This window comes from Piscinibacter sp. PDB5-1 (assembly GCF_056676035.1).
Map to the genome: position 1 here is coordinate 24,554 of NZ_JBWVZL010000003.1, position 21,684 is coordinate 46,237.

Consider the following 21,684-nt stretch of genomic DNA (forward strand, 5'->3'; position numbering starts at 1 on the left):
GTCGACAGAGGTCTGTATTCGGTATCGGCACGCCCCCTGCAGACTTGAGGTTTGTGTCTTGTGTAATCAAATGTGTGTGCGTCACAAGACAACTTCGACACGCCGGGTCATCAAATCCCAAAGATGCACGCTTGCGCCGGCCAAATGCCCGTCACGTGTCACGAGTGCGTCGCCGCTTGGTCAACAATGCGAGTCACTTTGCGATCGATGCCCGCTGACGACGGGTCGAGCCCGCCCTTTGCCTTGACACGTGACGTGATCCCTTCTGCCCCCCGCCTGCACTGGCCCGCTCCTGCCTGGCGGTGGCTCGCTTGTCTGCTGTTCATATTGGGTGTCGGGTGGCAGGGGGCTGCGCAGGCGGCTCGCGACACGTTGGAGCTGCCGACCGGGGCCAGTTCGGTGCGCGTGGCCGGTGTCATCGACTATTTCGTCGAACTTCCCGACGCCGCGCCCCTGACTGCCGAGCAGGCGGCCACGTCCGACCGGTGGATGCGCTACTCGGGGCGGCAGGTCAACCTGTCGCGCCAGTTTCGCCCGGCATGGCTGCGCTTCAAGGTCGAAAACAAGGCAGACAGCCAGGCCTGGCTGCTGTCGGTGCCGTACCCGCTCATCGACGACTTGCAGTTCCACCAGCTCGACCCCGCCAGCGGTCGCATCGTCGCGAGCACCGCTTCGGGCATGGTGGCCCCGGCCCACAACAAGGGCAACGACACGGCGTATGTGTTCCCGCTGCGCCTGGCCAAGGGCGAGTCGGCGACGGTGCTGATCCGAGTGTCGAGCACGCAAGCCATCATCCTGCCCATGACTGTGTGGGAGCGCGACGCCTACCAGGCCGACCGCCACGTGCACAACTTCGTGATGGGGCTGCTGTTCGGCGTCTTGGCGATCATGCTGATCTACAACGCCAGCCTCTACGTCTTCACCCGCGACAGCAGCTACCTGGCCTACAGCCTCTACCTCGTCGCTGCGACGCTGTATGAGCTGGCGCTCACCGGGTACGGTGCCTTGTACCTGTGGGGCGATTACCGCTGGATGACCCTGCGCGGCTACGAGCTGACCGCCTGCTTGGCCTTCTTGTCGGCGACGGTGTTCTTCCGCGTCTTTCTCGACCTGCGCAACTGCAGGATCCGCCATCTGGTCTGGCTGAACAACGGCTTCGTCGCTTGCTGGGTGCTGGCCACGGTGCTGACGCTGGTGCAGCAATCGCCTTGGGTGTCGCTCAGCATCGCGCTGATCGGTCTGCTGGGCGGGATCGTGGCGGTTTATTCGTCGGTTTACCGGATGTTCCAGGGCAGCATCTCGGCGCGCTACTTCGCCATCGCGTGGTCGGCATTGCTGTTTGGCACGATGGTCTACATCCTGTCGCTGTTTGGCGTGATCGAAGGCAACTGGCTCACCGATTACGGCCAGCACCTGGGCTTCGTGATCGAGATCATGCTGCTCTCGCTGGCCCTGGCCGACCGCATCAAGCGCGACCGCGCTGCCCGCGACCGCGCCCAGGCCGAAACGCTGGCCCTGACGCACAAGGTGCAGCGCGAGCGTGAAGAGAAGATTCGCGCGCAAGAGCAGGCCATCGAGATCCAGACGCAAGCGAAGGAAGAGCTGGAGCTTCGCGTGCTCGATCGCACCGCCGAGCTCGAGCGCGCGATGAAGAACCTCGAAATCGCCAACGTCGAACTGGCCAAGCTGAGCGTGACGGACGCGCTCACCAAGGTGCACAACCGCCGCTATTTCGACGAAGTGCTCAAGCGCGAGCACGACCGGTCGGCGCGCACCCACGTGCCCCTTGCGCTGCTGCTGGTGGACATCGACCACTTCAAGAAGATCAACGACACCTGCGGCCACCTCGCCGGTGACGAGTGCCTGCGGCTTGTGGCGGCCACGCTCGCGTCCACGGTGGGGCGCTCGACCGACCTCGTGGCCCGTTATGGCGGCGAGGAGTTCGCGCTGGTGCTGCCGGCGACCAACGCCGAGCAGGCTGGCGAGGTGGGTGAACGGGTGCGCGAAGCCATCGAAGGCATCCAGTTCATCTACCGGGGCAAGCGCGTGCCTATCAGCGTGAGCCTGGGCGTGGTGGCCAAGGTGGTTCAGCCCCAGCAGACCGTGGTCGATTTCATCGCCGAGGCCGATGCCGCGCTCTACCGCGCCAAGGACACGGGCCGAAACCGCGTGGTGCTCGCCGCCTGAGCGAGCGGGCGTCCGGCGGGCGACTGCCGAGAGGCAATCCCCAACACATCTGCGGGAAAGCTTGCACCTCGTTGCGCGCGTGATGCGACAGAATGGGTCGCACATCCGGCGATGCCCATCCGGGCCCGTCGCCTCTTAGCTCTCCACATCTGATGCCCAAGCTGCGTTCGTGGGGCGGTTTGTTCTTCGCATGGCTGTTGGTGATCGCCGGAGCGGTTTCGCCGGTACATGCAGCCCCGCCCGCACCCGTGGTGCTCGGCGACTTCGACACCACCGTGCCCGTGATCGGCGGCGTCGACTACCTCATCGAAGACGCCGACCAGCCGCTGACGCGCGAGCAGGTGCTGGCGCCCGACATGGCCTCACGTTGGCAGCGTTATGCAGGGCGCCACGTGAACCTGGTGCTGCAACGCCGACCGGTGTGGTTTCGCTTCGAGCTTCAGAACAGGTCGTCGCGCAGCGGCTGGCTGCTGAACCTCAACTCACCGCTGCTCGAAGACGTGTCAATGGAGCAGTCCGACCCGGCCACGGGCGGCTGGCTGCCCACCCAGCGATCCGGCACCGAGGTGCCGGCCGACCAAAAGCTGTTCAAGCACCCCGAGCCGGTGTTCGAGTTGGCGCTGGTCGCGCGCCAGACCACGACGGTGCTGCTGCGTGTGCACACCGAATCGAGCTTTGTCATGCCGATGACGGTGTGGGCGCCCTCGGCCTTCGACGCCCACCGCTTCGACAATGGCGTGGCGATGGGCGTGCTGTTCGGCATCCTCGCGGTGATGCTGCTCTACAACGCGAGCCTGTTCGCGTTCACGCGAGACCGCAGCTACTTCGTCTACAGCCTGTACCTGCTGTCGATCGTGCTCTACGAGTTGTCGGTCACCGGCATGGGGCCGCTGTACCTGTGGCCCGACACGCGCTGGGCATTGAACCTGGGCTATGAACTCTTCGGCTCGCTCAGCTTTCTGCTGGCTACGGTGTTCTTCCGGCAGTTCCTGAACCTGCGCAGCATCGCCCCGACCCACCTGCGGCTCATCAACACCGCGCTCATCTCGTACTGGGTCGCCACCACAGCACTGATCTTCGTCTGGCGCAGCGAGGCGCTTTTCTACACCGCCGGGCTGGCCGGTCTGTTGAGTGGGGCGCTGGCCATCTATTCGTCGGCCGTGCTGATCTTCCTGGGGGTGCGCTCGGCGCGCTACTTCGCGATTGCCTGGCTGGCCATCGTCCTGGGCACCACGGCCTCGCTCTTGGCGGTGTATGGCGCGATCGAAAGCAACTGGCTCAGCGTCAATGGCCAGCACATCGGTTTCGTGATCGAGATGGTGCTGCTGTCGATCGCTCTGGCCGACCGCATCCGCCACGAGCGCGAACAGCGCGAACGGGCACAGCGCGAGTCGTTCGGTCTCTCGCTGGCCGTGCAGCGCGAGCGCGAGGAAAAGATCAAGGCACAAGAAGAAGTCATCGAAATGCAGGGCCGCGCCAGAGAGGAGCTTGAAAAGCGCGTGCTTGACCGCACGGCCCAGGTCGAACGTGCAATGAACGACCTCGAGCTTGCCAACGTCGAGCTGGCCAAGCTCAGCGTGACGGACTCGCTCACCCGCGTGCACAACCGCCGCTACTTCGACGAGGTGCTCAAGCGCGAGCACGAGCGCTCGGCCCGCGCCAGCGTGCCGCTGGCTTTGCTGCTGGCTGACCTCGACCACTTCAAGGTGATCAACGACACTTTTGGCCACCTCGCCGGCGACGAATGCCTGCGCCGCGTGGCCGCGGTGCTGCGCCAGGTGGTGGGCCGTTCGACCGACCTCATCGCCCGTTACGGCGGCGAAGAGTTCGCGCTCGTGCTGCCTGGCACCGGCCCCGAACAGGCCAGCGAAGTGGCCGAGCGCGTGCGAGCGGCGGTGGCTGGCATCGAGCTCATGAGCGGCAACCAGCGCGTGCCGCTGAGCATCAGCATCGGGTTGGCGGCCAAGGTGGCGCACCCGGGTGAGTCGGTGGCCGACTTCATCGGCGAGGCCGATGCGGCGCTTTACCGTGCCAAGAACGCCGGGCGCAACCGGGTAGCGATGGCGGCTTGAGGACGGGCGCGCCGGGTCGCCATTTGGCGGTGCGCCACGCCGTGATGGCGGGCGTCGGGCTCGTCAGCGCTCGCGCAGCGCGTAGGCCTTGGCCTTCAGCAGCGGCTTCAGCAGGTACGACAGCACCGTCTTGCGGCCGGTGAGTACGTCCACCTCGGCGGTCATGCCGGGGATGATCGGCAGCTTCTCGCTGAAATTCGAGCGGGTCGTCTTGACCCGAACCAGGTAGAACGCGTTGCCGCGCTCATCGACCACCGTGTCGGGGCTGATGTTCTCGACCACCGCGTCGAGCCCGCCGTAGATCGAGAAGTCGTAAGCGGTGAACTTCACCATGGCGGGCTGGCCGGGGCGGATGAACGCGATGTCTTTCGGCAGCATGCGTGCTTCGAGCACCAGCACGTCGTCGAGCGGCACGATTTCGACGATGTCCTTGCCCGGTTGCACCACGCCGCCCACCGTGTTGGCCAGCAGCCGCTGCACGCGGCCACGCACCGGTGACGTCACCTGTGACTTGTTGACGCGGTCGGCCAGGGCCACAGCGCCTTCGTTCAGCGCGTTCAGCTTGCCCACCACCTCGGCCAGCTCGCGGCGTGCTTCGTTGCGGAAGGTCAGCTCGGTCTCTTGGCTCTTGCGTTGCGCCTCGCCGATGGCCGCTTGCACGCGCGCGATCTGTGCCGTCGATTGTTCGGAGTCGCCGCGGCTGCGCGAGACCTCGCGTTCCAACCGCAAGATTTCGACCTCGGACACCGCGCCGCTGGCCAGCAGCGGGCGGGTCTTGTTCAGCTCTTGCTGCGCCGAGTCGAGCGCCCGCTCGGCTGCCGCCTTGCGCGAGCGCATCTCGGCCAGCTCTTGCTGGCGTTGCGCCAGCTGCTGGCTGTTGATGGACAGCATCGTGGCCAGCTCGTTGCGCTTGGCCTCGTAAAGCTGCTGCTCGCCGAGCACGATGCGCGCTTCTTCGGGGTCGCCCGTGCTGGTGGGCGGCACGAAGGGCGAGCCGTCCGACAGCGCGGTCAGCCGCGCCTGGCGCGCCCGCAGCGCAAAGCCTTGGGCCGCGCTCTCACGCACGCCGGACGTGGCCCGGGTTTCGTCGATGCGCAGCAGCACCTGGCCGGCCTCGACCACCTGGCCCTCTTGCACATGGATGCTCGCAACCACGCCGCCGTCGAGCGACTGCACGACCTGCAACTGCCGCGACGGGATCACCTTGCCTTCGCCGCGCGTCACTTCGTCGACATGCGCAAGTGCGGCCCACAGCAACAGCAGCGCGACGATCACCACGGCGGCCCGCACGATGGTCTGTGCACGCTGCGTTCGGCTGCGCGACATCACGGCGTCGGCTTCGAGCTCGAAGCTGCGAAAGCCCGTGCGCTGCGGGTCGTCGGGTGAGGGCGGCGGCTCTGACTTGAGCAGCTCGCGGATGCGGCCGAGGGCGGTGCGAAGGCTCATGGTCAGGCTTTCATGCGGCCCGCGCGATGCGCCCGCTCTGCAGCGCTTCCATGATGCGGTCGCGCGGGCCGTCGGCCACGATCTTGCCGCCGTCCACCACGATCACGCGGGTGACCATCGCCAAGAGCGAGGTGCGGTGCGTCACCAGCACCACCGTCTTGTTGTGCGCGAAGTGGCCGATGCTCTGCGTGATCTGCGCTTCGGTCGAGAAGTCCATCGCGCTGGTGGGTTCGTCGAGCAGCAGCATGGGGGCGTTGTGCAGCACCGCGCGTGCGATGCCGATGCCCTGGCGCTGGCCGCCCGAGAGCGACTCGCCGCGCTCGCCGACCGGCATGTCGAAGCCGCGCGGGTGGCGGTTGATGAAATGCGTCATGCCGGCGAGCTCGGCCGCGGCGACCACCGCCGAGTCGTCGGCGTAGGGCAGGCCGAAGGTGATGTTGTCGCGCAGCGTGCCGTAGAAGAGCGTCACGTCTTGCGACACGTAGCCCACGTTGCGGCGCACGTCGGCCGGGTCGAGCTGGCGCAGGTCGATGCCGTCGAGCAGCACCGCGCCCTCGGTCGGCTGGTACAGCCCCATGATGAGCCGCTGGATGGTCGACTTGCCCGAGCCCACGCGGCCGATCAGGGCCACGCGCTCGCCAGCGGTGATCTTGAAGCTCAGGCCTTCGAGCGCCGAGTCTTGCCGGTTGGGGTAGCTGAACTTGACGTTGCGGAACTCGATGTCGCCCTTGAGCTGCGGGCGCTGGACGAAGTTTTCGCCGACCGGCCGCTCGACCGGGTTGGCCATGATCTTGTTGAGCGACTCCATGGCCGTGCGGGCGCCCTGGTACTGCATCAGCAGGCCGACGATCTGCCCGGCCGGGGCCAGCGCGCGGCCGGCCAGCATGCTGGCGGCGATCAATGCGCCCATGGTCAGCTCGCGTTCGGCGATCAGGTAGACGCCGATGATCACGATGGTGACGGTGACGCCCTGGCTCAGCCAGCCCGTGCCGTAGCTCGCCGACGAGGTCAACTGGCGCATGCGCACGTTGATGCGCGCGAGAAAGGCGTTGGCGCGTTCCCACTTGGCCTGCACCACGCTTTCGGCGCCGAGCGACTTGATGGTCTCGATGCCCGTCAGGCTTTCGATCAGCGTCGCGTTGCGCTGCGCCGCCGCCTGGTAGGTGGTTTGCGACAGCGCATGCAAGCGGCTTTGCAGCACCCAGCCCAGCGAAAGAATGGCCACGAAGGCCACCACCACCGGCACCGCGAGCCACGGCGAGATCCACGCCAGCACGACCATGAAGAGCAGCGCGAAGGGCAGGTCGATCAGCGCAGTGACCGTGCCCGAGGCGATGAAGTCGCGCACCTGCTCGAAACCACGCAAGTTCGACGCGAACGAGCCCACCGACTCGGGCCGGGCTTCGAGCCGCATGCCCAGCACCTTTTCCATCAGCGTGGCCGAGATCTGCACGTCGATGCGCGCGCTGGCCTCGTCCACGAAGCGGCTGCGCAAGAGGCGCATGAAGAGGTCGCCGCACATGATGAGCAGCACGCCGATGGCCAGCGTCCACAGCGTTTCGACCGCGTTGTTGGGCACCACGCGGTCGTAGACGTTCATCGAGAACATCGGAAAGGCGATGGCGAACAGGTTGATCAGCAGCGCGGCCCACAGCACGTCGCGGTAGACGAAGCGCTGTTCGAGCACGGCGCTCCAGAACCAGTGCCGCTGCTTGACCTGCCGGACCTCGGGCGTGCGCGCATCGAAGCGGAAATGCGGGCGCACGAAGAGCACGATGCCGGCGAAGCGCGCGTCGAGGTCGGCGCGCTGCAGTTGCACCGAGCCCTGGCCGGTTTCGGGCAGCAGCACGCGGGCACTGCCGTCGTCGGCAAAGCCCAGCAACACGCAGGCGTTGTTGTCTTTCAGGATCAGGATCGCCGGCAGCGCAGCCGCGTCGATGCCGTCGAGCGTCAGCCGCTGCAGCTTGGCCGACATGCCGGCCCGGCCGGCGGCGCGCTGGGCCAGTTCGAGCGTGAGCTTGCCTTTGCCGAACTGGGTGCCGTCTTGGCCGAGCGGCAGGCCGGCCGACAGCGAGGCGCGCGACGCGCTCTGGCCGTGCAGCCGGCAGACCTCGACCAGGCAGTCGAGCAGCGGGTCGGGATGGATCAGGTCTTCGCGGAGGCGAACGGCCGCTGCCGGCGGCAGGGTGGAAGAGGGCGGAACACCGGGATCGCTCATCGTCAGCTGATATCGGCGCAGTGCACGCCGAATTGACCCCGTCGGCGGTCGTCGAAATATCGCACCAGGGTTTCCTTCACGGTGCGAAAGGCCAGTTCGTCCCAGGGGATGTCTTCTTCGCGGAAGAGCTGCGCCTCGATGGTCTCGGGGCCGGGGGCGAAGTCGGTGTCGCGCAGCCGGGCGCGGTAGAAGAGGTGGACCTGCCCGACCTTCACCACGTTGAGCACGGTGTACAGGCCTTCGAGGTCGATGCGGGCGCCGGCCTCTTCTTCGGTCTCGCGGACCGCGCCTTGCTCGGTCGTCTCACCCAGTTCCATGAAGCCGGCGGGCAGCGTCCACAGGCCGAAGCGCGGCTCGATATTGCGGCGGCACAGCAGCACACGGTCGTTCCAGATGGGCAAGGTGCCCACGACGTTGAGCGGGTTTTCGTAGTGCACCGTGCCGCAGCTGAGGCAGGTGGCGCGCTCGCGGTTGTCGTCGGCGGGCACCGCGTACTGAGTGGCCGAGCCACAGGCTTTGCAGTGTCGGATGCTGCGCACTTGAAACATGGCGGGCAGTGTAGGGCAGGGCACGCACGCGCAAGGCCTGGCAAACGCGGATGACTGTTGGGTTGTCGCGGCAATTGCTCGGCCGCATGCCGCTTGCGTGGCATCATCGCCCGAGGCCTGTTCAACCGCATCCGCCCATGAGTCATGTCTTGCCGCTGCCGCCCGTTCCCGTGGTTCCCGTCGCGGGGGGCGCACCGGGCGAGACCTTTCCCGTGCACCGCATCTACTGCGTCGGGCGCAACTACGCCGACCATGCCATCGAGATGGGCGGCACCGGCCGCGAGGCCCCCTTCTTCTTCATGAAGCCCGGCGACGCCGTCGTGCCGGTGGCCGAGGGCCAGACCGGCAAGGTGGGTTTCCCAAGCCTCACCAAAGACCTGCACCACGAGGTCGAACTCGTGGTTGCCATCGGCAAGGGCGGGCGCGACATCCGCGCCGCGCAGGCCATGGACCACGTCTGGGGCTACGCCGTCGGGCTCGACCTGACCCGGCGCGACCTGCAGGCCGCCGCCAAGAAAGAGGGCCGGCCCTGGTGCATCGCCAAGGGCTTCGACCAGTCGGCGCCGGTCAGCCCCATCCGCCCCGCCAACCAGTGCTACCTGAATGCCGCCACGGCCATCACGCTGGGCGTCAACGGCGCCCCCCGCCAGGGCAGCGTGCTGGGCAAGATGATCTGGAGCGTGCCCGAGATCATCGAGCACCTCTCGACCGCCTGGGACTTGCAACCGGGCGACCTGATCTTCACCGGCACCCCCGAGGGCGTGGCGCGCGTGCTCATCGGGGACGTGCTGCGCGCGCGCATCGACGGCGTGGGCACCCTGGCCATCGAGCTGGTCGAACGCGAGCCCTTCGCGGGCTGAGCCGCCACCCCCCGAGCCTTCTGAGGGATTGCATGGAGCTTTACAGCTACTTCCGTTCGTCGGCCTCGTTCCGCGTGCGCATCGCGCTGGCCTTGAAGGGCCTGGCGGCCGACTACCACCCGGTGCACCTGCTCAAGAGCGAGCAGCTCAAGCCGCCGTTCAGCGAGATGTCGGCGGCGCGCCTCGTGCCCGCGCTGAAAGACGGTGACACATGGCTGACGCAGTCGATGGCGATCATCGAATACCTCGACGAGACGCACCCTGAGCCGCCCCTGCTGCCGGGTGACGCGATCGGCCGGGCGCGTGTGCGCTCGCTGGCGCTCGACATCGCCTGCGAGATCCACCCGCTGAACAACCTGCGCGTGCTGCGCTACCTGGTGAACGACTTGAAGGTGTCCGAAGACGACAAGGACCGCTGGTACCGCCACTGGGTCGAAAGCGGGCTCGACACCGTCGAACGTCGCCTGGCGGGCGACCCGAAGACCGGCCGCTTCTGCCATGGCGACGCGCCGACGCTGGCCGACGTGTTTCTCGTGCCGCAGGTCTTCAACGCGCAGCGCATGAACTGCCGGCTCGACCACGTGCCGACCGTGATGCGCGTGTTCGACGCCTGCATGCAGCTCGACGCCTTTCGCGCGACCCAACCTTCGGCCTGTCCCGACGCCACCTGATGAGCCTGCCCGAGAGCTGGTTGAGACCGGACTGGTCGGTGCCCGGCGTGGGGGCCGCGATGAGCACGCGGCAGGGCGGCGTGAGCGCGGCCCCGTGGGACAGCCTCAACCTCGGCACCGCCGTCGGCGACGACCCGCAGGCCGTGGCCGAAAACCGCCGCCGTTTCGCACAAGGCCTGGGGGGCGCCCCTGTGTTCATGCGCCAGGTGCATGGCACACGCGTGCTGCAACTGACCAAAGCCCACGCCGAAGCCGGGGCGCCGGTCGAAGAGGCCGACGCCTGCATCACGACTGAACCGCAGCTGGCGTGCACGGTCCAAGTGGCCGATTGCCTGCCCGTGCTCTTTGCCGTCGCCGATGGTCGTGCGGTCGGCGCGGCACATGCCGGCTGGCGCGGTCTGGCCGGCGGCGTGCTCGAAGCCACGGTGCAAGCGCTGTGCGAGCAAGCCGGCTGCGAGCCACATCAGATCCACGCCTGGCTTGGAGCTTGCATTGGCCCCGATACCTTCGAAACAGGAGAGGACGTGCTCAAAGCCTTCGATGCCGATCCCAAGGCGGATGTCGCTGACGCGCATCCGCACTTTCGGCCCACCGGGCGACCGGGCAAGTGGTGTGCGAACCTGCCCGCGCTGGCCCGTGCAAGGCTCTCGTCAGCGGGCTTGCGCCAAATCAGTGGTGGCGCGTGGTGCACCGTGCAGGATCGCTCACGGTTCTTTTCGTTCCGGCGCGACGGCGTCACCGGCCGCATGGCCGCTGCCGTGTGGCGCGGCGTCTGACGCGCTGGCCGATGGCGCAGAAGCTGCTGCGGAGGCTTCAGCCCATGCCGTCGCTTCGGCTGCACGGCGCGCACGCCGACGCATCGGCGTGCCCAGCAGGTAGAGCAGGATGGACAGCGGCAACACGCCATACAGCACGAACGTCACGACCGCGCCCAGCACGCTGCCCTGGGGGCTCGTGGCCTCGACCAGCGACATCATCAGCACCACATACATCCAGGCAATTGCGACAAGGTACATAGCGAGTTCAGGAGGACAATGCGGCCACTTCAGGGTCGCGTGAAGAGAGTTCGGTTCCCGCATTGCAAACGCAGCAAGAACACATGAAGAACACCCCGCATTTTCCGCATGACCTCGCACACGGTTCGGCTGTGTCGTCCGGTGCCGCCCAGGCCTTTGGCGAAAACGTTGCGCAGGCCCTCAAGGCGGCTGCCGATTTGAGCCTGCCGCTGGCCGACCTGAGCGCCTTGCAGGCCGACTACATGCAGCAAGCCACCGCGCTGTGGAACCGCTGCGCGGCCGCCGCCGGCGAGGCCGGTGCCCAGGCTGCCGCTGCGCCAGGGCCCATTGGCGACAAGCGCTTCGCGTCGCCCGAGTGGCAGCAGAACCCGATGACCGCGTTCGCCGCGCAGCTGTACCTGCTGAACGCCCGCACGCTGACCGAAATGGCCGAGCGCGTGCAAGGCGACGAAAAGACCCGCCAACGCCTGCGCTTCGCCGTACAGCAATGGGTGGCGGCCGCGGCACCGAGCAACTACCTCGCGTTCAACCCTGAAGCCCTCAAGCTCGCGCTCGACACCAAGGGCGAAAGCCTCATGCAGGGTGTGTCGCACATGTGGGAAGACCTGCAGCAGGGCCACATCGCGCAGACGGACGAGCGTGTGTTCGAGGTCGGCAAGAACGTCGCCTGCACCGAGGGCAGCGTGGTGTTCGAGAACCACCTGTTCCAGCTGATCGAATACAAGCCGCGTACGCCCAAGGTCTACGCGCGGCCCTTGTTGATGGTGCCGCCGTGCATCAACAAGTTCTACATCCTCGACCTGCAGCCCAACAACTCGCTGATCAAGTACACGGTCGAGCAGGGCCACCGCGTCTTCGTGATGAGCTGGCGCAATGCCGACGAGAGCATGGCCAAGCTCGGGTGGGACGACTACATCGAAGACGGCGCCATCCGCGCCATCACGGCGGTGCAAGACATCAGCGGCGCCGAGACGATCAACACGCTGGGCTTTTGCATCGGCGGCACCATCCTCGCCTCGGCGCTGTCGGTGCTGAAGGCGCGTGGCGAAAACCCGGCGCAGAGCATGACGCTGCTGACGTCGTTCCTCGACTTCACGCACACCGGCATCCTCGACATCTTCGTGGACGAAGCCTCGGTGCAGCTGCGCGAAATGACGCTCGGCCCTGACAGCCCGGCCGGCGGCGGCGTGCTCAAGGGGCAAGAGCTGGCCTCGACCTTCAGCGCGCTGCGCCCCAACGACCTGGTCTGGAACTACGTCGTCGGCAACTACCTGAAGGGCGCCACGCCGCCGCCTTTCGACCTGCTCTACTGGAACAGCGACAGCACCAACCTGCCCGGGCCCATGTACTGCTGGTACCTGCGCCACACCTACCTCGAGAACAACCTCATCAAGCCGGGCAAGCTGACCGTGTGCGGCCAGCCGCTCGACCTGCGCACGCTGAACCTGCCGACTTACGTGTACGGCTCGCGCGAGGACCACATCGTCCCCTGGGACGCGGCCTACCGCAACACGCAGGCGCTCAAGGGCAGCCGGGGAAAGATCCGCTTCGTGATGGGCGCCTCGGGCCACATCGCCGGCGTCATCAACCCGCCGGCCGCCAACAAGCGCAGCCACTTCATCGCCGACATGCTGCCGTCCACCGCCGACGCTTGGCTTGAACAGGCCGTTGAATATCCGGGCAGCTGGTGGCCCGACTGGGCGGCCTGGCTCGCATCGAACGCCGGCAAGCAGGTGCCGGCGCCCAAGAGCCCGGGCAACGCACGCTACAAGACCATCGAGCCGGCGCCCGGCCGCTATGTGAAGCAGAAGGCCTGAGCGGCTGACCCACGCGCGCCCCGGCCTGCACCGATTCATTCAGAGGGACCTTCCTTCAACCCCGCCCATCAGGAGAGCACACCATGACCACCGACATCGTGATCGTCGCCGCCGCCCGGACTGCCGTTGGCAAGTTCGGTGGCACCCTCGCCAAGACCCCCGCCTCTGAACTGGGGGCGGCCGTGCTCGTCGAACTGCTCAAGCGCGCCAAGCTCACGGGCGACCAGGTCAGCGAAGTCATCCTCGGCCAGGTTCTGACCGCCGGTGTCGGCCAGAACCCGGCGCGTCAGGCCGTCATCAAAGCCGGGCTGCCGCACGGCGTGCCTGCGATGACGATCAACAAGGTCTGCGGCTCGGGCCTGAAGGCGGTGATGCTGGCTGCGCAAGCCATCCGCGACGGCGACAGCGAGATCGTCATCGCCGGCGGCCAAGAGAGCATGAGCATGTCGCCCCACGTGCTGCCCAACTCGCGCGACGGCCAGCGCATGGGCGACTGGAAGATGGTCGACACCATGATCAACGACGGCCTGTGGGACGTCTACAACCAGTACCACATGGGCATCACGGCCGAGAACGTGGCCAAGAAGTACGGCATCACCCGCGAAGAGCAGGACGCGCTGGCCCTGGCCTCGCAGCAGAAGGCCTCGGCCGCGCAAGACGCCGGCAAGTTCGCCGACGAGATCGTGCCCTTCAGCATCGCGCAGAAGAAGGGTGACCCGATCGTCTTCAGCACCGACGAATTCGTGAACCGCAAGACCAACGCCGACGCCCTGGCCGGCCTGCGCCCCGCCTTCGACAAGGCCGGCAGCGTGACCGCCGGCAACGCCTCGGGCATCAACGACGGCGCGGCCGGCGTGGTCGTGATGACCGCCAAGCGCGCCGACCAATTGGGCCTGCAGCCGCTCGCCCGCATCGCCTCGTACGCCAGCGCCGGCCTCGACCCGGCCTACATGGGCTTGGGCCCGGTGCCGGCCTCGCAGCGTGCCCTGCAACGTGCGGGCTGGAAGGCGGCCGACCTCGACCTGCTCGAAATCAACGAAGCCTTCGCCGCGCAAGCGTGCGCCGTGCACAAAGAAATGGGCTGGGACACCAGCAAGGTGAATGTGAACGGCGGTGCCATCGCCATTGGGCACCCCATCGGTGCATCGGGCTGCCGCATCTTGGTGACCTTGCTGCACGAAATGCAAAAGCGCAACAGCAAGCGTGGCATCGCCAGCTTGTGCATCGGCGGCGGCATGGGCGTGGCCTTGACCGTCGAACGCTGAACCCGTCGCGCTGATTTGGGCGCGCGTGAGGGGCAACCCGCTTGACGCGAGCCCGGGGCGGCGCAACGCTACCTCGCCCTCAGAAACAAACAGGAGAACAACATGACCCAAAAGATTGCCTACGTCACCGGAGGCATGGGAGGCATCGGCACGTCGATGTGCCAGCGTCTGCACAAAGACGGCTTCAAGGTGATCGCCGGTTGCGGCCCAAGCCGCGACTTCGACAAATGGCTCAACGAACAGAAGGCGCTGGGCTACACCTTCTACGCCTCGGTGGGTAACGTGGGCGACTGGGATTCGACCGTCGCCGCCTTCCAGAAGGTGAAGGCCGAGCACGGCCCGATCGACGTGCTGGTCAACAACGCCGGCATCACGCGCGACGGGATGTTCCGCAAGATGAGCCGTGCCGACTGGGACGCCGTCATCGAAACCAACCTGACCAGCCTGTTCAATGTGACCAAGCAGGTCATCGACGACATGCTCGACAAGGGTTGGGGCCGCATCATCAACATCAGTTCGGTCAACGGTGAGAAGGGCCAGTTCGGTCAGACCAACTACTCGGCGGCCAAGGCCGGCATGCACGGCTTCACGATGGCCCTGGCGCAAGAGGTCGCAGGCAAGGGCGTCACGGTCAACACCGTGAGCCCGGGCTACATCGCCACCGACATGGTCAAGGCCATTCGCCAGGACGTGCTCGACAAGATCGTCGCCGGCATTCCCGTCAAGCGGCTGGGCACGCCGGAAGACATCGCCTCGATCGTGGCCTGGGTCGCGTCCGACGAGTCGGGTTTTGCGACCGGTGCCGACTTCTCGGTCAACGGTGGCTTGCACATGGGCTGACGCGCAACGCGCTTCGGTTCACAAAAAAAGCCCGGCTGTGCCGGGCTTTTTTGCTTGTGGATGGCCTCGCCGTTCTCAGGGGCTCACCGCTCCACGGCGGCGCGTTGGGTCGCGATGCGCGGCAGGCGCAGCTCGAAGCGCGTCGCGGCGTCGTCCGAGGCCACCTCGACGCGACCGCCGTGCGCTTCGGCGATCTCTCGCACGACATACAGGCCCAGGCCCAGGTTGGCGCCGGTGGCCTGGGGGTCGGCGATCGAGTCCTGGTGGGTGGCGCGGACCAGCGGGTCGAAGAGCGTGGCGACCGCCGCTTGCGGAATGCGTGTGCCACTGTTTTCGACGGCCAGGATCACTTCGTCGGCCTGTGTGCCGTCCACAACGATGCGAATCGGCGTGTTCGGAGAACCGTACTTCATCGCATTGAAGACGAGGTTCGAGAACGCCTGGTGCAGGCGGCTGGCATCCCATTCGCCATGCATGTCGCCGCGGATTTCAAGCTCGAAAGCGCGGCCGCCGCCTGCCGTGTCGATCTCTTCCAGGGTCTCGTGCACGAACTGGTCGAGCTGCAGGCCTGCGGGGTCGATCTGGAGGCCGGACCCGAGGCGGTGCCGGGTGTACTCGACCAGATCGTCCAGCAGCGCCTTCATCTGCGTGACGCTGCGCAGGATGACCACCGCATTCTTGGAGTCATTCGGCCGCAGGCGCTTGTCGAGGTGCGCACAACTGGCAATCGCGCTGAGGGGACCTCGCAGGTCGTGGCCCAGGATGCCGAGGAAGAGGTGGTGAGACTTGTCCACCTCGGCCACGAAGACCTGCAGCGACTCTGCGATGGCCTGGTCCACCGCTTCGTTGAAACGGGTGACGTCTTCCAGGTCTTGCACCTGCGATCCGATCGAGTCGGCGGTCCACAGGCGAAGCACGGTGGCACGCAGTGCGCGGTACTCGGCGACCATCTGCTCGACCTGAAAGCCTTGTTGGGCGCGTTGGCGAGCATGGCTGCGCGAGGGCACTTCCGGAGATACAGACGCGGAGGCGCTGTTGCCTTCGGATTTGGCTTGCTGCTCGGCGTCCCCCTGCGGGGTGCGCATGTCGGCGGCGATTTCTTCGAGGATCTGCTTGCCATGGTCGAGCAACGCGGTCTCGTCCATGTTCGCCGCGGCAGGCACCTGGTCGCGCGCGAACGCGACCCAGCTCATCAGGATCGCGTCGAGGTTGTTGCTGATGAACTTGGACAGGCGCATGGCCGCATTCTGCGCCCCACCGACGCGCGGCCGGGTGTGCCATGCCGCCGGGCCGCCCCGGCGGATGACACCGAGGCCGCCTCAGGGTGCGATCACCGATAGCCGGCGCGGTCCATCAGGCGCTGGGCTGCGGCGCTGTTTTTCAGCAGCGAGGCCACCGGCACGTTGTCGGCCTTGAAGGGGCCGAGCTGGTCGAGGGCGGGGTTGCTGATCTTCACGCCCTTGGCGGTGGGCCACTCGTTGTTGCCGTTGGCGAAGTAGGCCTGGGCCTCGTCGCCGGCGAGGTATTCGAGAAACTTCACCGCGTTGTCGCGGTTCTTGGCCGACTTGGCGAGCGCGCCGCCCGAGATGTTGATGTGCGTGCCGCGGTTGGCTTGGTTCGGCCACACCACGCCGATCTTGGCGACCACGTCTTTGTCTTCGGCCTTGTCGGACCGCATCATGCGGGCGAGGTAGTACGAGTTGGTGACCGCTACGCCGCATTCGCCGCTGGCCACGCCCTTGATCTGGTCGGTGTCGCCGCCGCGCGGGGTGCGGGCGAAGTTGGCCACGACGCCTTTGGCCCACTCTTCGGTCTTGGCTTCGCCCAGGTGCTCGATCAGCGAGGCGGCCAGCGACAGCTGGTACGGGTGCGAGCCCGAGCGGGTGCAGACCTTGCCCTTGTTCTTGGGGTCGGCGAGTTCTTCGTAGGTGTCCACGTCGGCGGCGTTCACGCTGGCCTTGTTGTAGACGATGACGCGGGCGCGGGTCGAGAAGGCGAACCACGAACCATCGGGCGCGCGCAGGTGGGCCGGGATGCGCTCGTTCAGCAGCTTCGAGTCGAGTGGCTGGAACAGGCCGGCCGCCTGCGCCTTGGCCAGGCGTGCGGCATCGACCAGCAGCACCACGTCGGCCGGGCTGTTGGCGCCTTCGTTGGTCAGGCGTTCGAGCAGGGCTTCGTCACCGGCCTCGATGCGGTTGATCTTGATGCCGGTGGTCTTCGTGAAGTTGTTGTAGAGCGCTTCGTCGGTCTGGTAGTGGCGCGCCGAGTAGAGGTTGAGCACCTTGTCTTGCGCGGCGGCGGGCACGGTGAATGCGGCCGAGGCGAGCAGGGCGGCCAGCGAGGCGAGGCGGAAGCGGGATGTCATCGGGTGGGTCTCCAAAAGGTGGGCCTGAAGCGGCCGCAAGGGCCTGGGCGGATGGGAAGGAAGCTGCGCGTCTCGGGGCTCGGTGAACCGAGCTAAGCCGACGTCACGGGAAAGGTCACGACGTGGTCGAGTTCGAGGCGCACACCGATGCGCTCGCCGACCGCGTGGTTGTGGTGGCTGGGCACGAGCGAGAGCACGTCTTCGCCCGAATCCAGCCGCAGGGTGTACAGGAACTCGGCGCCGCGAAAGAGCTTGCGCACGACCGTGGCGCGTGCGGGCGCGGCGTCGTCGTGCAGCACGTCGTCGGGGCGCAGCAGCACGTCGAGCGCCTGGCCCTCGGGCAGGTCGGCGTGGTCGTCGGTGGGCGCTTCGCCGAGGGCGAACTCGACCCGGCGGCCCGGCGCCCCATGGCGCAGCACGCCGCGCACGAACACGCCCGCGCCGACGAAATCGGCGGTGAAGCGGCTCGCGGGCCGGTGGTACAGGTTGTAGGGCCGGTCCCACTGGTCGATGCGGCCGTTGTAGATGACGCCGATCTCATCGGCCATCGCGAAGGCCTCGTGCTGGTCGTGGGTGACGAGCACGGCGCCGGTGCCGTTGGCCTTCAAGATTTCGCGCACCTCGGCCGAGAGGCGTTCGCGCAGCTCGACGTCGAGGTTCGAGAAGGGTTCGTCCATCAGCACCAGCGCGGGCCGGGGCGCGAGCGCGCGGGCCAGCGCCACGCGCTGCTGCTGTCCGCCCGACAGCTCGTGCGGGTAGCGCGAGGCGTGGCGCGACAGGCCGACGAGGTCGAGCATTTCGGTGACGCGGGCGCGGCGTTCGGCCGGGGCCCACTTGCTCAGGCCGAAGGCCACGTTGTCGGCGAGGCTGAGGTGAGGGAAGAGCGCGTAGTCCTGAAACACCACGCCGATGCCGCGGGATTCGGGCGGCTGGGTGCGCCCCGGGCGGCTGACCTCGCGGCCGGCCACCGAGATCGTGCCGCCCGCCAGCGGCAGAAAGCCGGCAATGGCGCGCAGCACCGTGGTCTTGCCGCAGCCCGAGGGGCCCAGCAGGCAGGCGATGGTGTTGGGTGGCAGCGCGAACGACACGTCTTGCACCGCCGGGGCGTGGCGGCCGTAGGCCACGCTGAGCCGATCGACCTGCAGCAACGGCGGCGGCGCTTCGGCGGGCGCTCGCGGGGCACCGCCGAGGGCGTTGGAGGCTTCGTGATGCGTGGTCAGATCAAACATGCAGCAAACACCGCGGGCCGGGGCGTGTGGCGGGCTCGGGTGCGAAATGAGAATGCCTACAATTTACACCGATGCCCCCGACCCTTTTCTTGTGCCAGCGCAGTGAGCGGCTTCGCCGCCCGGCGCAGCGCGGTGCGACCCAGCCGCTGACGCTCGCGGCGCTCGGCATCGCCCTGCTGCTGACGCTGCCGGTGCTGGGCGTGGCGAGCCACCTCGGCTCGTCGGCCACCTGGGCCGTGTGGCGCCACCTGGCCGAGACGGTGCTCGGCGAAGCGGTGGTCACCAGCCTGGCCCTGGGCGCGCTGGTCACGCTGGGCACCATGCTGGTCGGCACCGGCGCGGCCTGGCTGGTCACGCAGTACGACTTTGCGGGCCGGCGCGTCTTGACCTGGTTGCTGATGCTGCCGCTGGCCATGCCGGCCTACGTGGCGGCCTACGCCTACACCGACTTTCTTCAGTTCAGCGGCCCGGTGCAGACGCTGCTGCGCGAGGCCTTCGGCCTGCAGCCGCGCGGTTATTGGTTTCCTGAGATCCGCTCGATCCCGGGTGCGGCGGCGCTGTTCACGGCGGTGCTGTACCCGTATGTCTACATCCTCGCGCGGCCGGCGTTCATCGAGCGTGGCCCGCATTTGGTGGACGCCGCCCGCGCGCTGGGCTGCGCGCCGCGCGCGGTGTTCTGGCGTGTGGCGCTGCCGCTGGCGCGCCCGGCCATGATCGCCGGCGGCATGTTGGCGCTGATGGAAACGCTGTCCGACTACGGCGCGGTGGCCTACTTCGGCCTGCCGACCTTCACGCAAAGCCTCTACAACGCCTGGTTCAACCTGGGCGACCGCGCGGCGGCGGCGCAGCTGGCGGCGGTGCTGCTGGTGGTGGTGGCGATGGTGGTGACGGTCGAGCGGCGTTCGCGCGGCGCGCGCCGCTTCACCACGACCGCCGGCCGTGGCCAGGCCGAGCGGCAGACGCTGCACGGCCTGCGCGCGCTGCGGGCCATCGTGCTGTGCAGCCTGCCGGTGCTGGCGGGCTTCGTGCTGCCGGCGTGGTTGCTGATCCGCCTGCACCTGGGGCTGGACGAGACGCCGCGCTGGTCGGCGTTTGCCGAGTGGCTGAGCAACAGCGTGCTGGCCGGCGGCGTGACGGCGGCGCTGGCCGTGCTGCTGGCGCTGCTGGTGGGCTACGCCGGGCGCCTGTCGGCCAAGCCGCTGGTGCGTGCGGCCGGGGGCATGGTCGGCCTGGGCTACGCGCTGCCAGGCTCGGTGATTGCCATCGGCGTGCTGGTGCCGCTGGCGCGCCTCGACAACGGGCTCGACGCCTGGCTGCGCGCCAGCTTCGGCATCAGCAGCGGCCTCTTGCTCACCGGCAGCCTGGTCGCGCTGATCTATGCCTACCTCGTGCGCTACCTCGCGGTGGCGTACCACGGCATCGACGCCGGGCTCGCGCGCATCACGCCGAGCATGGACCTCTCGGCCCGCTCGCTCGGCGCTACGCCGGGTGAAACGCTGGTGCGCGTGCACGCGCCGCTGCTGTCGCGCAGCGTGCTGGCGGCCGCCGTTCTGGTGTTCGTGGACACGGTGAAAGAACTGCCTGCGACCCTGGTGCTGCGGCCCTTCAACTTCGACACCCTCGCAGTCGTCACCCACCACTTCGCCAAGGACGAACGCCTCGCCGAAGCCGCGCTGCCGGCGCTGGCCATCGTGCTGGTGGGGCTGCTGCCGGCGCTGCTGCTGTCACGCACCACCTTGCTGGGCGACCGGCGCGGCGCGGCGGCGGCCGAGCCGGCGTCCGCTGCCTGAGCGGCGCCTCAAGCGCAGCACGCAGCGGCGGCATCGTGCTCTTTCACGGCCACGACTTGCGGCGGGCGCGCCCGGGGGCGCAGGCTGCACACGCCGGTCTGCGGCAGATTCAGTTCGACGCGGTCGGCGGCGGCGACGTCACCGGCGATGGCCGCCACCACCGAGCGCGCCTGCTCGAAGCCGGTCGCCATCAGGAAGGTTGGCGCGCGGCCGTAGCTCTTGACGCCCACCGTGTAGAAGCCGGGCTCGGGGTGCGACAGCTCGCGGTGGCCGTGCGGGCGCACGGTGCCGCAGCTGTGCAGGTTGGGGTCGATCAGCGGGCCGAGCGCTTCGGTCGATTCGAGCCAGGGATCGAGCTTGAGGCGCAGCTCATGCGCGAGCGAGAGGTCGGGCCGCTGGCCGGTGGCGCAGACGATCTCGTCGATGCCGCGCACCGTGACGGGCTCGCCCTGGGCGTCGAGCCCTTCGATGGCGAGGGCGCCGTCTTGGCCGCGGATGGCCGTGATGCGCAGCCCGGCGTGGTGCGTCAGCGCGCCGCTTTCCTGCAGGGCGCGCAGCTCGCTGCCGAGGCGGCCGCGTGCGGGCAGCGCGTCGGCGCCGCCACCGCCGAAGGCCCGGGCCGGCGCGGTGCCGCGCACCGACCAGTCGAGCCGCGTGCCGGGCTCGGTGCGGGCCAGTTCGGCCAGCGCGAGCAGGGCGTTCGCCGCCGAGTGCCCGGCACCGACCACCAGGGTGCGGCGCCCGGCGTAGCGGCTGCGCTGTGCGCCCAGCACATCGGGAATGCCATAGAAGATGCGCCCGGCGTGCTCGCGCTCGCCCTCGGCCTGCAGGCCGTTCGCGCCGACGGGGTTGGGCGTGGCCCAGGTGCCCGAGGCGTCGATGACCGCGCGGGCGCGCCATGTCACGGGGCGGCCGTCTTGCAGCGCGCGGATCACGAAGGGCGCGTGCTCGCGGCCGGCGGTCTTGACCTTGTCGAAGCCTTCGCGGCTGATGGCGGTGACGCGGGTGTTGAGCTTGAGCACAGCCGCCACCTGCGGCAGCGCGGCGAAGGGCTCCATCACCTGTTCGACCACCTCGCGCGACAGCGGCAGCTCGTCGGCGGTGGGCGCGCGCCAGCCGTGGCGCGAGAGCAGGGCGGCGACGGCTGAATCGACGTTGAAGCGCCAGGGCGAGAACAACCGCACATGGCCGTGCGCGCGCAGGTGCGAGCCGACGCTCGGCCCGGCTTCGAGCAGCAGCGCCGGAATGCCGCGTTCGATGAGCCGGGCGACGGCGGCCAGGCCGACGGGGCCGGCGCCGATCACGGCGACAGGCAAGGCTTGGGCTGCGGCGGATGGGGCGGGCTGCGTGGGCATGGTCA

Annotated in this window: 17 protein-coding genes; 9 read left to right on the forward strand and 8 right to left on the reverse strand. The window is 68.0% G+C overall.

Features of this window, described 5'->3' with window-relative positions; all coding sequences use genetic code 11:
- The first annotated feature begins 372 nt into the window (after nt 1-372).
- Together AC1KAT_RS13010 and AC1KAT_RS13015 are read left to right on the forward strand one after the other, a co-directional pair.
- Nucleotides 373-2,187: a sensor domain-containing diguanylate cyclase gene (locus AC1KAT_RS13010; protein WP_480326574.1), complete on the forward strand. Its 1,815-nt coding sequence runs from the start codon at nt 373-375 to the stop codon at nt 2,185-2,187.
- A gap of 152 nt (nt 2,188-2,339) precedes the next feature.
- Nucleotides 2,340-4,259 carry a sensor domain-containing diguanylate cyclase gene (locus tag AC1KAT_RS13015; protein WP_480326576.1) on the forward strand — a complete coding sequence of 640 codons (1,920 nt, stop codon included), beginning with the start codon at nt 2,340-2,342 and terminating at the stop codon, nt 4,257-4,259.
- A 63-nt stretch (nt 4,260-4,322) separates the two neighbouring features.
- Here the strand turns inward: AC1KAT_RS13015 and AC1KAT_RS13020 are convergent, their stop codons facing one another.
- The 3 genes from AC1KAT_RS13020 to AC1KAT_RS13030 are packed head-to-tail and all read right to left on the reverse strand — an operon-like array spanning nt 4,323 to nt 8,471.
- Nucleotides 4,323-5,705, reverse strand: a complete 1,383-nt coding sequence (locus AC1KAT_RS13020) for an HlyD family type I secretion periplasmic adaptor subunit (protein WP_480326578.1) — start codon at nt 5,703-5,705, stop codon at nt 4,323-4,325.
- A gap of 10 nt (nt 5,706-5,715) precedes the next feature.
- Nucleotides 5,716-7,923 (reverse strand): type I secretion system permease/ATPase, encoded by a 2,208-nt coding sequence (locus tag AC1KAT_RS13025; protein WP_480326580.1) that lies wholly within the window; start codon nt 7,921-7,923, stop codon nt 5,716-5,718.
- Nucleotides 7,924-7,925: 2 nt separating this feature from the next.
- Entirely contained in the window at nt 7,926-8,471 is a 546-nt protein-coding gene (locus AC1KAT_RS13030; protein WP_480326582.1) for an NUDIX hydrolase, read from the reverse strand.
- A gap of 137 nt (nt 8,472-8,608) precedes the next feature.
- On the opposite strand from AC1KAT_RS13030, the gene AC1KAT_RS13035 reads away from it, so the two are divergent.
- From AC1KAT_RS13035 to pgeF, 3 genes are read left to right on the forward strand one after another with little or no spacing between them, the layout of a single operon-like run.
- Nucleotides 8,609-9,331, forward strand: a complete 723-nt coding sequence (locus AC1KAT_RS13035) for a fumarylacetoacetate hydrolase family protein (RefSeq protein ID WP_480326584.1) — start codon at nt 8,609-8,611, stop codon at nt 9,329-9,331.
- Between the two features lie 32 nt (nt 9,332-9,363).
- Entirely contained in the window at nt 9,364-10,002 is a 639-nt protein-coding gene (gene maiA, locus AC1KAT_RS13040; protein ID WP_480326586.1) for a maleylacetoacetate isomerase, read from the forward strand.
- 59 nt (nt 10,003-10,061) lie between these two features.
- Complete coding sequence (pgeF, locus tag AC1KAT_RS13045; protein WP_480327748.1) at nt 10,062-10,778, forward strand: peptidoglycan editing factor PgeF; 717 nt, start codon at nt 10,062-10,064, stop codon at nt 10,776-10,778.
- Here pgeF and AC1KAT_RS13050 read toward each other — a convergent pair.
- Nucleotides 10,707-11,018: a hypothetical protein gene (locus AC1KAT_RS13050; protein WP_480326588.1), complete on the reverse strand. Its 312-nt coding sequence runs from the start codon at nt 11,016-11,018 to the stop codon at nt 10,707-10,709. The two genes, pgeF and AC1KAT_RS13050, sit on opposite strands and share 72 nt — an antisense overlap.
- A gap of 83 nt (nt 11,019-11,101) precedes the next feature.
- Here AC1KAT_RS13050 and phaC point away from each other — a divergent pair, with 83 nt between their 5' ends.
- The 3 genes from phaC (at nt 11,102) to AC1KAT_RS13065 (ending at nt 14,940) form a co-directional block, all read left to right on the forward strand.
- The gene (gene phaC / locus AC1KAT_RS13055) at nt 11,102-12,835 is read left to right on the forward strand and encodes a class I poly(R)-hydroxyalkanoic acid synthase (protein WP_480326590.1); all 1,734 of its coding nucleotides are present in this window, start codon (nt 11,102-11,104) and stop codon (nt 12,833-12,835) included.
- Nucleotides 12,836-12,918: 83 nt separating this feature from the next.
- Nucleotides 12,919-14,100 carry an acetyl-CoA C-acetyltransferase gene (locus AC1KAT_RS13060; RefSeq protein ID WP_480326592.1) on the forward strand — a complete coding sequence of 394 codons (1,182 nt, stop codon included), beginning with the start codon at nt 12,919-12,921 and terminating at the stop codon, nt 14,098-14,100.
- Nucleotides 14,101-14,202: 102 nt separating this feature from the next.
- Complete coding sequence (locus AC1KAT_RS13065) at nt 14,203-14,940, forward strand: 3-ketoacyl-ACP reductase (RefSeq protein WP_480326594.1); 738 nt, start codon at nt 14,203-14,205, stop codon at nt 14,938-14,940.
- Nucleotides 14,941-15,023: 83 nt separating this feature from the next.
- On the opposite strand, the gene AC1KAT_RS13070 is transcribed toward AC1KAT_RS13065, so the two are convergent.
- The 3 genes from AC1KAT_RS13070 to AC1KAT_RS13080 form a co-directional block, all read right to left on the reverse strand.
- Nucleotides 15,024-16,178: an ATP-binding protein gene (locus AC1KAT_RS13070; RefSeq protein ID WP_480326595.1), complete on the reverse strand. Its 1,155-nt coding sequence runs from the start codon at nt 16,176-16,178 to the stop codon at nt 15,024-15,026.
- A gap of 92 nt (nt 16,179-16,270) precedes the next feature.
- Nucleotides 16,271-17,305, reverse strand: coding sequence for a Fe(3+) ABC transporter substrate-binding protein (locus AC1KAT_RS13075; protein WP_480326597.1), 1,035 nt, complete (start codon nt 17,303-17,305; stop codon nt 16,271-16,273).
- Between the two features lie 92 nt (nt 17,306-17,397).
- A complete protein-coding gene (locus AC1KAT_RS13080) occupies nt 17,398-18,534 on the reverse strand; it encodes an ABC transporter ATP-binding protein (protein ID WP_480326599.1) in 1,137 nt (378 codons plus the stop codon).
- 71 nt (nt 18,535-18,605) lie between these two features.
- On the opposite strand from AC1KAT_RS13080, the gene AC1KAT_RS13085 reads away from it, so the two are divergent.
- Nucleotides 18,606-20,324: an ABC transporter permease gene (locus AC1KAT_RS13085; protein ID WP_480326601.1), complete on the forward strand. Its 1,719-nt coding sequence runs from the start codon at nt 18,606-18,608 to the stop codon at nt 20,322-20,324.
- Nucleotides 20,325-20,332: 8 nt separating this feature from the next.
- Here the strand turns inward: AC1KAT_RS13085 and AC1KAT_RS13090 are convergent, their stop codons facing one another.
- Nucleotides 20,333-21,679, reverse strand: coding sequence for an NAD(P)-binding domain-containing protein (locus AC1KAT_RS13090; RefSeq protein ID WP_480326603.1), 1,347 nt, complete (start codon nt 21,677-21,679; stop codon nt 20,333-20,335).
- Nucleotides 21,680-21,684: the final 5 nt, after the last annotated feature.

Excerpts from the sequence above, each read along its gene's own strand:
- AC1KAT_RS13015 (WP_480326576.1), top strand. The coding sequence starts at position 2,340 with ATGCCCAAGCTGCGTTCGTGGGGCGGTTTGTTCTTCGCATGGCTGTTG.
- AC1KAT_RS13020 (WP_480326578.1), bottom strand. The coding sequence starts at position 5,705 with ATGAGCCTTCGCACCGCCCTCGGCCGCATCCGCGAGCTGCTCAAGTCA.
- AC1KAT_RS13025 (WP_480326580.1), bottom strand. The coding sequence starts at position 7,923 with ATGAGCGATCCCGGTGTTCCGCCCTCTTCCACCCTGCCGCCGGCAGCG.
- AC1KAT_RS13030 (WP_480326582.1), bottom strand. The coding sequence starts at position 8,471 with ATGTTTCAAGTGCGCAGCATCCGACACTGCAAAGCCTGTGGCTCGGCC.
- AC1KAT_RS13035 (WP_480326584.1), top strand. The coding sequence starts at position 8,609 with ATGAGTCATGTCTTGCCGCTGCCGCCCGTTCCCGTGGTTCCCGTCGCG.
- maiA (WP_480326586.1), top strand. The coding sequence starts at position 9,364 with ATGGAGCTTTACAGCTACTTCCGTTCGTCGGCCTCGTTCCGCGTGCGC.
- pgeF (WP_480327748.1), top strand. The coding sequence starts at position 10,062 with ATGAGCACGCGGCAGGGCGGCGTGAGCGCGGCCCCGTGGGACAGCCTC.
- AC1KAT_RS13050 (WP_480326588.1), bottom strand. The coding sequence starts at position 11,018 with ATGTACCTTGTCGCAATTGCCTGGATGTATGTGGTGCTGATGATGTCG.
- phaC (WP_480326590.1), top strand. The coding sequence starts at position 11,102 with ATGAAGAACACCCCGCATTTTCCGCATGACCTCGCACACGGTTCGGCT.
- AC1KAT_RS13060 (WP_480326592.1), top strand. The coding sequence starts at position 12,919 with ATGACCACCGACATCGTGATCGTCGCCGCCGCCCGGACTGCCGTTGGC.
- AC1KAT_RS13065 (WP_480326594.1), top strand. The coding sequence starts at position 14,203 with ATGACCCAAAAGATTGCCTACGTCACCGGAGGCATGGGAGGCATCGGC.
- AC1KAT_RS13070 (WP_480326595.1), bottom strand. The coding sequence starts at position 16,178 with ATGCGCCTGTCCAAGTTCATCAGCAACAACCTCGACGCGATCCTGATG.
- AC1KAT_RS13075 (WP_480326597.1), bottom strand. The coding sequence starts at position 17,305 with ATGACATCCCGCTTCCGCCTCGCCTCGCTGGCCGCCCTGCTCGCCTCG.
- AC1KAT_RS13080 (WP_480326599.1), bottom strand. The coding sequence starts at position 18,534 with ATGTTTGATCTGACCACGCATCACGAAGCCTCCAACGCCCTCGGCGGT.
- AC1KAT_RS13085 (WP_480326601.1), top strand. The coding sequence starts at position 18,606 with ATGCCCCCGACCCTTTTCTTGTGCCAGCGCAGTGAGCGGCTTCGCCGC.
- AC1KAT_RS13090 (WP_480326603.1), bottom strand. The coding sequence starts at position 21,679 with ATGCCCACGCAGCCCGCCCCATCCGCCGCAGCCCAAGCCTTGCCTGTC.